The organism is Bordetella tumulicola (assembly GCF_965138755.1).
Lineage (GTDB): Bacteria > Pseudomonadota > Gammaproteobacteria > Burkholderiales > Burkholderiaceae_B > Bordetella_A > Bordetella_A tumulicola.
In genome coordinates this window covers 34,910-47,394 of record NZ_CBCSFP010000001.1, presented here as the reverse complement: position 1 = coordinate 47,394, position 12,485 = coordinate 34,910, and the positions used below count along the sequence as shown (strand labels likewise).

The window sequence follows — 12,485 nt, the reverse complement described above, 5'->3', positions numbered from 1 at the left end:
GCACGGGAGACTGCCATGCAGCTCGTTGCGATCGTCTTGTTGATGGGAGTCCTCCCAATCATCGCGATCATTCAAGACGTGACTACCGGCCAGGTGCTCTTGGCCGAGGCCTTGGGCAAATGGTTCGTGTTTTGGGGCATGGGATGGCGATTGATCGGCGCGGGGGTGCACCAGCTGTTGCGGCCCGGCTTTACGGCCAAGGATATTTTTGGCATCGAGGATCCTGGGGCGAACAAGCTGGTGCTGGAAATCGGCCTTGGCAATCTCGCATTGGGCGTCCCGGCCGTCGCGAGCCTGTATTTTCCAGCCTGGGTGCCTGCGCTGGCCTTGGCGGGCTGCATTTTCTTTGGTTTGGCGGGCATCCAGCATATCCGGAACCGGGCGACCACCCGGGGTGAGATCGCGGCCATGATATCGGACCTGGCCATGGCGGTAATCCTGCTGGTCTATCTGGTCTGGCACGGACTTGGCTGACTTTCGTTCGATGACTTTCGTTGATGATTTTCCGCCGACTGACTGTCATCGACTGATTTTCTTCGGCTGGTTTCCCTTGGCTAACCGTCAGTCACCCGATCTTCAGTTGCCTCGACTTTCAGTCGGTACGTCACCCTCGCCTAACGTTCGGGCACGCGCTTGGCCTTCGGTGTCGAAGATGTGGCATGCCCGACCTGCTGCTGCGCCAGTGCCTGGGTTTGCGCCAGGACTTGTGCTTGTGCGGCAATCTGTTGGTCTTTGACCTGAAGTTGGTCGCTCTGCTCCGCCAAGCGCAGGTTGAGGTCGGCGACGCGTTCTTTCAGGCTGTCGTGAACGGCCGCCGCGGACGTCTGCGCCATGGCGAGCTGCGTCTGCAGCGCATCTTGTGCCTGCTCTAGCTGGGCGATCGTGCGTTCTGTGTTGAGGGACTCATGCCGGGCTTGGGCGAGTTCGTCATGGGCGTCGCGGAGTTCGTCCGCGGCTCGCGCCAACGCGTCTTGATGCGCTGCCTGGGATGTGGTGGCGGTTTTGCGATGTTGTTCCAGATCGTCCTGAGCTTTCCTGGTGGCCTGACGCTGCACATCCAGATCGTTCAGCCAGCGGCGCTCATGGCTGGCATGCCGTTGCTCTGCCGCCGCCAATGCCTGGCGATGCTGCTGTTCGGCCTCGTGCTGACGCTCCTGCAGCGCGCGCTCGCGTTCCGTGACCTCGGTTAAACGTGCCTCCAGCGAGGTGGCGCGGGCGTCACTTTGCTGGCACTGTTTTTCCAGAGTCTCGGCGCGATCCCGTAAAGCCGCCGCCTGCTCGCGCAGGCTATAGATGGTGGCTTTCAAATCTGTTTCTCGCTGGCTCAGACGCTCTTGCTCGAGAGCCAGGACGCGTTGATCGGCGGCCAAGATTTCCTGGGCATTAGTCAGTGCCTGGCGCTCTATGGCGATCGCCTGCTGCCATTCCTCCTTGGCCGCGGCCAAAGCCAGCGTCCAGAACTGTTGCGCCGCTTGCGTCACGCTATCCGGCGCGGGTCCGGCCACCTCGGCCTGCCCCGTGGCGTTCAGCCGCCCACTCAAACCGCGAAACCACGCCTTCAGATGGGGGCCCACTGTATTCGGTGAACCGCGCCCCAGTTGCAGACGCACCCGCTCGATCGTCGGCTGTTCGCCTGCCTGCAGCAGCGTATCGGCCGCCGCCCAGACATCTGCCTCTTGCACGCCTATCGCCATGGTTTTGCTCACTGAGTGTGCCGGGCTTGGCACCGGCACGGGTTTCTGGCAAATTAGAACGGATAATTAAAAGTTATCCAACCTAATTAGATATTTACGTATTATTTAATACGTCATACATATTATTTAATACATTCAATAGATAAACAAGGGGTTTCCTGATGAAAAACCCACAATCCAGCCCCTCTCGTGCCGTTAAAAAATACGATGGGATTACGAACGCGCTCTCGGCAAGCCTGAGTGCCAGCGATGCGTCCATCCAGGCGCTATTGCGCGAGGGCGGCTCGGATAACACCCTCGCCTCTTATCGCTCGGCCATTCAATATTGGGCGGCGTGGCATCAGTGGCGTCTGGGGCATCCCTTTGTGCTGCCCGTGCCCGTCAGCACCGTCCTCCAATTCATCGCCGACCATGTCGAGCACGCCACTGGCACCGGACTCGCCCACGACTTGCCCGACGACATCGACGCCGCGCTGGTCGCGGCCAAGGTCAAGCGCAGAACCGGGCCATTCAAGCTCGCCACGGTGCGCCATCGCCTTGCCGTCCTCTCCGAGGCCCACGAAACACAGGACCTGCCCAATCCGTGCCGCAGCCGCGCCGTGCAAACTCTGCTCGCCCGCATCCGCAGCGCTTATGCCAAGCGCGGTGAGCGCCCTGGCCGCAAAGACGCCCTCACCAAAGAACCCCTCGAGCAGTTGCTCGCCACTTGCGACGACTCGCTCATCGGTTTGCGTGATCGCGCTCTGCTGTTATTTGCCTGGGCCAGCGGTGGACGCCGCCGCTCGGAGGTTGTGCGTGCCACTCTGGAGAACACGCGCCGCGTGCCGGAGGGTTTTCTATACACCATGGGCTATTCCAAAACCAACCAGCAAGGCAAGGAAACCGCCGATAGCTATAAGCCGGTGGTAGGACGCGCCGCGACCGCGCTCGAGGCTTGGCTGGCCGCCGCCAAGATCACGTCGGGCCCGCTGTTTCGCCGGGTACGGCGCGGCGGCGTCATCGGCGAATGCTTGAGCGCCGAAGCCGTACGCAAAATCGTCCAGGCTCGCGCGGCGCAGGCAGGGCTAGAGGGGGATTACACGGCCCACAGTCTGCGCTCGGGTTTTGTCACCGAGGCCGGGCGCCAGGGGCGTCCATTAGGCGAAATCATGGCGATGACCAATCACGCCAGCGTAGCCAGTGTGGTCGGCTATCACCGGGCGGGTGCGGCCTTGTCGTCCAAAGCCGGATATCTTTTAGAGGACGCCCCTTTTACGCCATCGTCCGATAGGAGATAAAGGGTGCCGTTTGTCAAAACCGACTAACGTATCTCGACTGAAGCGGCCCCTTGCGACGCCTGCAATTCCGCAGGCAGATACGTCTTCATAATATCGATGAACGTGCGCAGGCGAGCGGGCTGCAGCCGGGACGGAACATAAATCAGATACACGGGCAACGGCTCGGCTTTCCATTCGGGAACGAGATGGACGAGATCGCCAGTAGCCAGATCTTCGGTCAGCGCCCACGACGATGCGATACCGACGCCCAGGCCCAGTTTCATCGCGTTTGCCAAGGCGCGCAGGCCATCCGTCGACAAACGCGGTGCGATCTCCACGCGCGCTTGTTCGCCCGTATGGCGATGCGTCAACTGAACTTCCTCGCGATAAAACATATGCAATGCCAACCACGGCAGATCGGCAAGCTCTTGCGGATGTTGTGGCAGTGGGCGCCCATGTAATAACGCTGGCGCGCAAGCGACAAAACGCGGGACGTCCCCCAGCTTAATCGCCACCACAGAAGGATCAGCCACCTCGCCGACCCGGATGGCGCAATCGATATTTTCGCCAATGAAGTCCGGAAGTCGATCGTGCAGCAACCATTCAACTCGCATCTCGGGATACTGGCGTAGGTACTGTGCCAAAGGCTCGATGAACTGCTCTTGGCCGAATGCATGGGGTGCCACGACGCGCAGCATGCCCGTGGGCTGCCGACTGGCGCCACGCACCTCCCCTTCCAGCGTTTGCCAGGCGCCGAGTAGCTCAAGCGCGCGCTCGTAACAACGCTGCCCATCCTCGGTCAGACCCATGGCATGCGTCGAACGCTGGAGCAGCCGTACGCCCAGTGCCCGTTCCAGCGCCTGCAGGCGACGGCTCACTGTCGGCTGAGTAGCGCCAAGCTGCACGGCGGCGGCAGACAGACTGCCGGCTTCGACGATGCGCACGTAGGTTTCCAGCAATTGGAGGCGATCTGCCCCGAAATTCGAATCGGTCATACGTAAATCGTATAACCATTCTTCCATTTAGGCTACTACCAATACGTTTGGCGCAAGTCCAGAATGCGGCGATGCCTTTCACACTAAGCAATGACCCAGGACAAATCTCATGCCAGCCGTTATGACTTCTGCTTCTTCCCCTGCCCGGACGGACTTGTCTTCCGGGCGTGTACTGTTGCTGGCCAGCGGCGCAGGACTCGCCGTCGCATCGCTCTATTACAACCAGCCCATGTTGGGCATTTTGGGACATGAGCTGGGCGCCAGCGACGCCGCGCTGGGCTGGATCCCCGCGCTAACGCAATTGGGCTATGCCGTGGGCATTTTGTTGCTGGCCCCGCTGGGCGACCGCTATGACCGCAAGCGCATCATCCTGGGCAAAATCATTGCCTTGGCACTGGCGTTGCTGTTGGCCGGACTGGCGCCAGGAATAGAAGCCCTGTTGGGCGCCAGCTTTGCATTGGGCTTAGCCGCCACGCTGGCGCAGGATATTGTGCCCGCCGCCGCCACGCTGGCGCCGCCCGAACACCGCGGTCGCATCGTGGGATCAGTCATGACCGGCCTATTGTTGGGAATTTTGCTGTCACGCGTGGTAAGCGGTCTGGTGGCAGAGCAATTCGGCTGGCGCACCATGTTCATGGCGGCGTCTGCGGCGATACTGGTTTTGGGAGCGGCACTGTGGCGCGGCCTGCCCGCCTTTGCGCCTACGACGCGTTTATCGTACGGCGCATTGCTGGGATCACTGGCGACATTGTGGCGGCAACATGCGGCGTTGCGACGCGCGGTAGTCGCCCAGGGTCTGCTGTCGCTCGCCTTCAGCGCGTTTTGGTCGACCCTGGCAGTGATGCTGCATGCGGCGCCGTTTCAGTTGGGAGCTGGTGCCGCGGGCGCGTTCGGGCTGGCGGGTGCAGCGGGCGCTTTGGCCGCGCCACTGGCTGGGCGTTCGGCGGATCGGCGCGGCCCGGCGACCGTCGCGCGTCGAGGTGCACTCCTGGCTGCGGCGTCCTTTGCGCTGATGATCGCCGTTCCCATGTTGTCGCCCTACGTCGCATTAGGACTGATCGCGATCAGCGCGATCGGTTTTGATCTTGGTATTCAGATGTCATTGATTGCGCATCAAAGCCTGGTCTATAGCCTGGACCCCGCTGCGCGCAGCCGCTTGAATGCCATCTTGATGGTAGGCATATTTGTTGGCATGGCGGCTGGCGGCGCGCTCGGCACTCTGGCCTTGGCCCATTTCGGGTGGACGGGTGTTGTCGTACTGGCGATAGCCGCCTCACTGGGCGCCCTGTTGTTGCGCTTGCACCCCATCGCCCTGACAGGCGCCCGTCCTTGACCCTTCGCCGCCTTGATCCTTCGCGGGTGCTCAAGCCCGCGATCAATTCGGCTTGGGCTGCGCCCTCGCATCAAACATGACCGCATCGGCGCCCAACTGGTCGATCACCGTTCGCAGATCGTCCGCGGTGACTTGTTGCTCCGCATTGGTCACCTGTATGCCGGTGCCTTTACGAACGATCTTGACGAGCGGCTGCCTGGTCACGCCATCAAGCAACTCTCCTTCGAAAAACAAATTTGTATCCTTGGGGCGCATGCCCGTCGCGGCACGCGCGCCGGCCACGACCAACGCGAAAGGAATCAACTCGCGCGGTTTCAGATCTTGGTCACTGGTATTCACAGCGGTGATCGCGCCACGAAATATCAACACCCCGGGCCCGGGCTTGCTCACCAGCCGCATCCTTTGCTCCGCAGCGGTCTTCAGCTTGGTATTCGTATAGGACAACACACCGTCCAGCACCCGTTGACCAACCTGGCTGGACGGATGCGCCTCGGGGTAATACACGACAGGTTCATAGACCAGGGCCGAATAACTCTTGGGGTTAAAGCTCGGCGCGACCCAACGCAGTATCGGCGCGCCCGACGCCGACGTCGATGGCTGCAAATTGCTGTAATTACCCAAAAAACCCGAATACTCGTGAGAGTCCGGGACCCTCGACGCACAACCGGCGAGCAACAAGGCTCCCGCGACAACCATCGGACCAACAAAGCGCTGCAATGCCATCAGCCAATCTCCTGAGATGAATCCGCGCTCTATCTGAGGTTGATCCTCGGGCGCGGATCAACGATAAATGCGCCCTCAGGAAATCACTATCGATTTTCGACGAATCTGCGTTTTAGCTCGACGAATTCACGATCGAACCTAGCGTCTGCAAGCTGGCATCCATCGTCATAACATTTTCTCGCGCGACTGTTCCGCCCTCGAGGCGCCGATAGCGGTCTCTACCTTCTTGACTTCCTCTGGAGGTGGAAGCACAGCGGGAAAACCCAAGGCGTCAATCCAGAGCTCCCGTGTCCAGCCCTTGGTATGGTATAGGTGATGGTCCTCGTCCTTTTCCACGGCTTGGTGCGCCTTCTTTAGAACAGCAGCCTCCTTGCCGGCAAGCTTATCGGCCACTGCGCCTATCAACTCCCAATTTTGGTGGTCTTTGGTTTCGGCAAGCACCACGCATTCGGCGGCTACGATTTGAGCGCCGGCTGGGTCGCCTGCCTTCTTCGCCAATTTGATCGCGGCGACCAGCGAATCGCCGTGGTGTTTCACCACCTCACGGCTGGGTACGCGCACTTCGGCGTCCAGGCCGAGCTCCTCGAACACGGTCAGCAGCACTTGGCGATGCGTCTTCGTTTCGCCAAGGTAGCCGTCCCATTCCTTTGCCAAATCTTTGTTGGTGGCACAGGTCAACGCTGCCGTATAGACATTGATTCCGCCGATCTCGGTTTCCAATGCCTGATAAAGCAGGTCGTGAATCATCTTCATATCGCCTTTGTTCTTTGATGCCATATCATTCTCCAATGAGTCAATATCGCCGCTAGTCCTCGGAGACAAGGATTGTCTTTTGGTAAAACCGCTTGAGTCGAGACGGGTGCGCTAACGGGCTCGGCCGATTCGAGAGACGTCGGCCCCTCGTCGTGGGCATCCCCATCGCAATTCCCATGCCTGACACTCGTAGGCGCTTGCGCCATAGGCGGTTCCGCTCTCCACGCATTAATAGGCAGGCTCGGTGCGTCAATCTTCTTTTTTATTCTTACGCCCGAAAGGATCCTTACCTCTGGGGGCCTGAGAGCCGCCGGCAGGATATCCGGAGTTTGTGCTCGGGTCGGTATTTATCTCACCGTTAGGCGGGCCTTCGGCTGTAGGTGGAACGGTAGGCTCGGTTGCCGTTCGATGGGTATGAGGCGATGCGGGTCGATTCGTTGAAGGGGGTGTTTTTGTGCCGGTCATTGCGATTCTCCCATACGAGGCGTGATACGCACTTGGAAAAAGCTCCGCGGACCGCGAGTGAAAAGCCAGTCCGCTGAGACACAGGCGCAACTGCCGTTCCCGAACGCTGGCATGGGGAAAATAGCCGCTCGCCGCGAGACGACGCAACACGATACGGAAGGAATCGGTAAAGCCTACCGAATAGCGGTATGTACCGTAAAAGCTACGCGGCAAGTATCGTGACAAAACAGCCGCGCATGATTTAACGTGGACACGGATAGGTCTTGCCCAAAGATTCGGCGACGATTACCGCGGCCCCCTCGGACTGCCTGGACGCCGGTAGTTCATCCAGATAGGCCAGTACAGACTCGGCCATCTTTACGAGATCCAGAGGCGGCATCAAACACCACTGTTTGCCTTGAGTGCTATCCGCGACCGCCCAAATATACGAGGTCGCCATATAGGTCGAAAGCGCCGTACGTTGCGCCGGATCCTCAACCCAGGATGCCAAGCCACCCGACATGATGCCGTCATAGAGTTCCTTGGCGACGATCGGTCGATATTGTTCGACAGGCTGCGCCGTCACAGGCGCCGATGCCAGCGCCAGCGTGACAACAATCGCATGAAACAAGCAAGCTGGGCGCCGTGAAACCTGCGTCATTATTTGACCCCGGATCATCATGGAAACAACGCATATTACCAGCGCCTTGATTCAGTACGGCTAACTCCTTATATGTGCCCTGTCAGCAGCATAACGATGAGAACGATGAGCAAAATGCCAAGGATCCCGCTCGGGTAGTACCCCCAGCTCCGGCTATGGGGCCACGCCGGAATGGCACCAATCAGTAAAAGAATCAACACGATAAATAAAATAGTCGACATAGCGACCTCCCTTCCTGCGGAACAATGCCAGGGACCCCGTCGGGCCTGCGCGCCCTAAGGTCCAGCAACTTGCGTGCCTGGACGTCCGCTCTGAACGGCATGCCGCAGAGATCTCGGGTCAGCTACCGTCAGGCTCCAGCTTTCGATATTGCCGCGCCAGCCACCCGCCTGTGGCGGCCCATGCAAGCGCGATCCCCGCGCCCAGGCATAGCGCCAAGGAGGGCTGATCCGCGATCAGGTCCACCCCCCGCTTCACCCAACCACTCAATGCATCAGCACCGCGATACACGACCGTGTCGTTAAAATTTTTGGCCTTGTACTTTTGTTCTGCGGGCAGCACGGTGTAAAGCATTTCACGGCCCGGCCGCACCAGCGCGTACTCTCCGGCACGACGCGCGACCATCACCACAACGAAGACCGCAAATACCGGTGACAACGCTAACCATAGGAAGCCCAGCGCCAACAACAGCGGCACACCGACCAACAGCACCCCGACACCGAGCCGTTGCGCAATGCGTCCCGTAAAGAAAACCTGGGTCAGAATCGCCAAACCCTGCACCACCGCGTCAATCAGCCCAAAGACCTGTGTCTGCCGCGTGCGGTCGGGAAAATGTTCTGCCACCATGCGCGCCTGCTCAAAGTACAGAAACGTGCTGACACTGGCCAACAGCGTCACAAACAACGCGACACCCAGCAAATAACGCGAACCCAGCACTTCGGACAAGCCGGCAAACGGATTGCCGCCCAATGGGCGACGGCGCCGCGCTTCGCTGGCAGCGTCGGCCTCATCGACAGGATGTTGATCACGCCAGCGATGTAGCCATGCCGACATCCAGGCGCTGGCCGTCAGCAACATCGCCGCTAATAGCAATAGGCCGCCATGGCCCAACGGCTGGACCAATGCGGCTCCCAGCAATGGCCCCGCGAGCCCACCCAGGCTGGCGCCTCCCGCTATCAGCGCAAACAAGCGCCGGGCCTGTTCTCCGACGAACAAATCCGCCAGCACACTCCACGCCAGCGAAATCGCCATCAGGTTAAAGACCGACAACCAGATGTAAAACACGCGCCCTGCCCACACACTGTCGGGCCGCGTCCACAACACCACCGCGAAACCCAGCAGATTCAAGACAAAAAAGCCATAAACCCAGGGCATGATCTGACGCCGCGGCGCCACGGATGCCACCCAGCCAAACAAGGGCATCGCAATGAGCGTGACGATGAACGTCCCCGTAAACAGCCACTGCAGATTATCGACGCCGCCCGCCACGCCCATGGTTTCGCGTACCGGCCGCAGCATGAAATACGCGCAGAACAGCAGAAAGAACATCGCCAGGCCCGCCGCAACAGCGAGCCCTTCGCCTTGACGCAAGTTGAACGCCCGAACAAGCCACGCCTCTACGCGCGTCGATGGGATCATCGCCATGCGTTCAGGCAAACAGCGCTTGCAATGATCGACGTTGCTCGGCCGTCAGGACGGGCCCACCCCCGGCCTTCAAATTATCACTTTGGCGATCGGGTCGGCTCGTCGCCGGAATGACCGCCGTGACTGCAGGCGGGCTGATGGCAAAACGCAGAAAGGCCTGAGCCCACGATGTGATCCCGACCTCTGCCGCCCAGCCCGGTAACGCCTTGTCGCCGACGTCGCGAAATAATCGACCATCGTCAAACGCGCGGTTAATCAGCACGGCCACCCCCAGGTCTTGTGCCATCGGGAACAGACGTTTTTCCGCGCCCGTGGAAATCACCGAATAATTGATCTGCAGAAAATCAGGTCTCGTTGCTTGCACCACATCGGCCAGCTCGTCGTGCCCGCCTTCGTGATAATGCGTTAACCCAGAATAACGCACCTTGCCTTGCGCCTTCAGCTCGTTGATGAGCGCGAGTTGAGTTTTCCAGTCAAGTAGATTGTGCACCTGCAAGAGTTCGACCTTGTCTGTTTTTAAACGTCGCAGTGATTCTTGAAATTGGGCTTGACCGTTGTCGCGCCCAGAAGCGCCGATCTTGGTGCAGAGAAATGCCTTGTCTCTTAGCCCCAACTCGGCCAGTAAGTCGCCGACGACGGTTTCCGATTGCCCATAGCTGGGCGCCGTATCGATCACCGAGGCGCCCGCCGCGAAAAACCGGCGCATCACCTCTCGTAACGGTGCGCGATCGCCCTCGGAGGCCCCGACATTAAAACTGTCAGCCGTCCCCATGCCGATCACAGGCACCATTTGGCCAGACGACGGAATCCGTCGGGACGACATCGCATGGGTCGCGGCACTGGCGGCCAACGCGACGCGTGGCAGTTGAGCCCCCATGACCGATGCAGACAAGCCATAGACAAAGCGACGGCGCGTAAACATAACGTGGGCTCCTAGCGAAACGGGTGGGTGGCATTGAGTTTTTCTTATAACCGTCACGCTTCGACCTTGCCAAGACAACTCATCTTTTAGCACTGCCGGCGGCCTTTGCTCGCATTTTGTAATATTCAGATGCGACCCCGCACCCCACCCTGCCCACCATCCCGGTATCCTTGCGCCCCAAGGATGACCAACACCCGCCCGCGCGATGCGTGGCAGCGAGCATGCCCACCAAACGAACCACTATCAACACTGTCACGCTGACGTGCTCTACCTGCGGTAGCAGCCAGTTCACCAAACTGGCGACCAACGAGTATTGCTGCAATCACTGCCAGGCCGTCACCCTCGTCGAAGACGACGTCGCCCAGCGGCTAGAGAAGATTCTCCGGGGCATGCAGGCGCCCCAACAAGCTCCGCTGGAAATCAAGACCTCCTGGATCATCGGAGTCCTCGCCATCATCGTCGCGATTATTGGGGTGGCCGTCGTAACCTCGATACTCGGCAACCGTGACACGCCCCCATCCCGCGCTGCTGCCCCCCGCGTTGTTGAAAAACCCATCGATCCCGCGTTGGTCACGCTGACGAACACGCAGGAAGTCGAGGACAACGGCCGTCGCGAAATCGTGTTGATGATGCGTAACGAGACCGGCGTGAAAATCCAGGTGCCGAGCGTCAAGGCCACCTTTTTTCAGGATGAATTGACGCTAACGTCCAAATCGGCCTCACCACTGGCGAGCTCGTTGCTACCCGGCGAATACACGCCCGTACGGATCTCGGTGCCATCGCAATCCTATACGCGCTATGCCTTGACGCTCGAACGAGGCGTGACGGCATCACGTACCGAAGGCCGCGACGTCGCCGCCGAGAAAACCCAACTGGTCCTCAATGACGACCGCTATCGCTTCGTGGGCCTGCTGCGCAACAAGGACAGCCGCGCGGCCAACGGCACCAAGATCATCGTCATGGCCTATGACGAAGACGGTCGCCTGATGGGCGCCGGCTCCGGCTACGGCGTGGCAAGCGAGCTGGAGCCCAACGCCGCCACGCCGTTCGATGTCGATGTCGAGATGTTCGACAACGGCAACATCGCCTATTACGACTATATGGTGCAAAGTGACCGCTAGCCGCTACGCCGCCGCGCTACTGGCCGGCCTCATTGCCTTGCTGATTGCAGTGCCGGTGCCGGCCGCCGAGTCAACCGCGGCCCCCACGCCCACTCCAGCACGAACCGAGCCTGCGGGAAGCCCGACAACCGAGCCAGCCAATGCAAAAACCACCGGCGCGCCTGCCGCCGCCACCCGCATCATCCGCGTCAAACCGGCCAAGGTGCGCATGATCGAAGGCGTCACGCTCACCACCCAGGAACTGCTTGACGAAAACTTCGCACTATTCGACGCGCAGGCGCTGGAAATCGTCGAGCCGCGTCGACTCGCCAACGAGATCGGCCGGTCTCTATGGATCGCCGAGCTCGTCAATCGCAGCGAGCAATATATCGCGATAGACCCGAAGCTCGACATGGCTTTTTTCGAGAAAGCTCGCGGCGTCAAGCTGCACCCCTCGTGGGCCTTGCCCGAGACGCTCTATCCCGGCGAACGCGTCCCCGTCATGTACGGCGGCGAAGGCTTTGACAAGATCACCGAGTTCAAGCCGGCCTGGCAGGCGATGCGGCGCGCCGCTTTGCCCGGCCCGCGCCCCGCGCTGACCATCAGCATCGACAAAACCGACGCGCGCATCGGACGGGGCACGCTGAACTTCACGTACCGCTATCAATACAAATACGTGGTCGTGTCCGGTCGGGTCACCAACGACGCCGACCACGACGTCAGCAAGATCAACGTCTGGGTCAGCCTCTACGATGCCAAAGATCGCGTAACCGGTGCCGAGTTCGACGAACTGCGCCTGCCCGTCCTGAAACCCGGAGACAGCGCGCCCTTTGAGGTGGCCGTCAAGCAATACGGTGCGAACTTCGAACGCGTGGGCATCGTATATGACGCCGAGGGCAAGTAAACGGCAAACCAGATAGATCAGGTCGGGAAATCGACTAATCAAGTCGACGCCGACAA

The 12,485-nt window shown here is 60.1% G+C and carries 13 protein-coding genes; 5 read left to right on the top strand and 8 right to left on the bottom strand.

What is annotated here, in order from left to right:
• The first annotated feature begins 15 nt into the window (after positions 1-15).
• On the top strand, positions 16-474 hold the full coding sequence (locus tag ACNAZS_RS00250) for a hypothetical protein (RefSeq protein ID WP_415784991.1): 459 nt from the start codon (positions 16-18) through the stop codon (positions 472-474).
• A 140-nt stretch (positions 475-614) separates the two neighbouring features.
• Here the strand turns inward: ACNAZS_RS00250 and ACNAZS_RS00245 are convergent, their stop codons facing one another.
• Positions 615-1,706, bottom strand: coding sequence for a DNA-binding protein (locus ACNAZS_RS00245; RefSeq protein WP_415784989.1), 1,092 nt, complete (start codon positions 1,704-1,706; stop codon positions 615-617).
• 149 nt (positions 1,707-1,855) lie between these two features.
• Here ACNAZS_RS00245 and ACNAZS_RS00240 point away from each other — a divergent pair, with 149 nt between their 5' ends.
• The gene (locus ACNAZS_RS00240) at positions 1,856-2,971 is read left to right on the top strand and encodes a site-specific integrase (RefSeq protein WP_415784987.1); all 1,116 of its coding nucleotides are present in this window, start codon (positions 1,856-1,858) and stop codon (positions 2,969-2,971) included.
• A 23-nt stretch (positions 2,972-2,994) separates the two neighbouring features.
• Here ACNAZS_RS00240 and ACNAZS_RS00235 read toward each other — a convergent pair whose 3' ends face one another.
• Positions 2,995-3,945, bottom strand: a complete 951-nt coding sequence (locus tag ACNAZS_RS00235; RefSeq protein ID WP_415784985.1) for a LysR family transcriptional regulator — start codon at positions 3,943-3,945, stop codon at positions 2,995-2,997.
• A 109-nt stretch (positions 3,946-4,054) separates the two neighbouring features.
• Between ACNAZS_RS00235 and ACNAZS_RS00230 the strand changes: the two genes are divergently transcribed.
• Positions 4,055-5,278, top strand: a complete 1,224-nt coding sequence (locus tag ACNAZS_RS00230) for an MFS transporter (RefSeq protein ID WP_415784983.1) — start codon at positions 4,055-4,057, stop codon at positions 5,276-5,278.
• Positions 5,279-5,320: 42 nt separating this feature from the next.
• Here ACNAZS_RS00230 and ACNAZS_RS00225 read toward each other — a convergent pair whose 3' ends face one another.
• From ACNAZS_RS00225 to ACNAZS_RS00200, 6 genes are all read right to left on the bottom strand, one after another.
• A complete protein-coding gene (locus tag ACNAZS_RS00225; RefSeq protein ID WP_415784981.1) occupies positions 5,321-6,001 on the bottom strand; it encodes a DUF3313 domain-containing protein in 681 nt (226 codons plus the stop codon).
• Between the two features lie 165 nt (positions 6,002-6,166).
• Positions 6,167-6,778: a hypothetical protein gene (locus tag ACNAZS_RS00220; RefSeq protein WP_415784979.1), complete on the bottom strand. Its 612-nt coding sequence runs from the start codon at positions 6,776-6,778 to the stop codon at positions 6,167-6,169.
• Between the two features lie 682 nt (positions 6,779-7,460).
• Positions 7,461-7,859, bottom strand: a complete 399-nt coding sequence (locus tag ACNAZS_RS00215) for a Rap1a/Tai family immunity protein (RefSeq protein WP_415784977.1) — start codon at positions 7,857-7,859, stop codon at positions 7,461-7,463.
• Between the two features lie 68 nt (positions 7,860-7,927).
• Entirely contained in the window at positions 7,928-8,080 is a 153-nt protein-coding gene (locus ACNAZS_RS00210; protein WP_415784975.1) for a DUF3309 family protein, read from the bottom strand.
• A gap of 118 nt (positions 8,081-8,198) precedes the next feature.
• Positions 8,199-9,497 carry an NTP/NDP exchange transporter gene (locus ACNAZS_RS00205; RefSeq protein ID WP_415784973.1) on the bottom strand — a complete coding sequence of 433 codons (1,299 nt, stop codon included), beginning with the start codon at positions 9,495-9,497 and terminating at the stop codon, positions 8,199-8,201.
• 10 nt (positions 9,498-9,507) lie between these two features.
• A complete protein-coding gene (locus tag ACNAZS_RS00200; RefSeq protein ID WP_415784971.1) occupies positions 9,508-10,425 on the bottom strand; it encodes an aldo/keto reductase in 918 nt (305 codons plus the stop codon).
• A gap of 221 nt (positions 10,426-10,646) precedes the next feature.
• Between ACNAZS_RS00200 and ACNAZS_RS00195 the strand changes: the two genes are divergently transcribed.
• Together ACNAZS_RS00195 and ACNAZS_RS00190 are read left to right on the top strand one after the other, a co-directional pair.
• Positions 10,647-11,546 (top strand): hypothetical protein, encoded by a 900-nt coding sequence (locus tag ACNAZS_RS00195; protein WP_415784969.1) that lies wholly within the window; start codon positions 10,647-10,649, stop codon positions 11,544-11,546.
• Positions 11,536-12,429 carry an FxLYD domain-containing protein gene (locus ACNAZS_RS00190; RefSeq protein ID WP_415784967.1) on the top strand — a complete coding sequence of 298 codons (894 nt, stop codon included), beginning with the start codon at positions 11,536-11,538 and terminating at the stop codon, positions 12,427-12,429. The genes ACNAZS_RS00195 and ACNAZS_RS00190 overlap by 11 nt, the downstream gene beginning before the upstream one ends.
• Positions 12,430-12,485 lie beyond the last annotated feature (56 nt).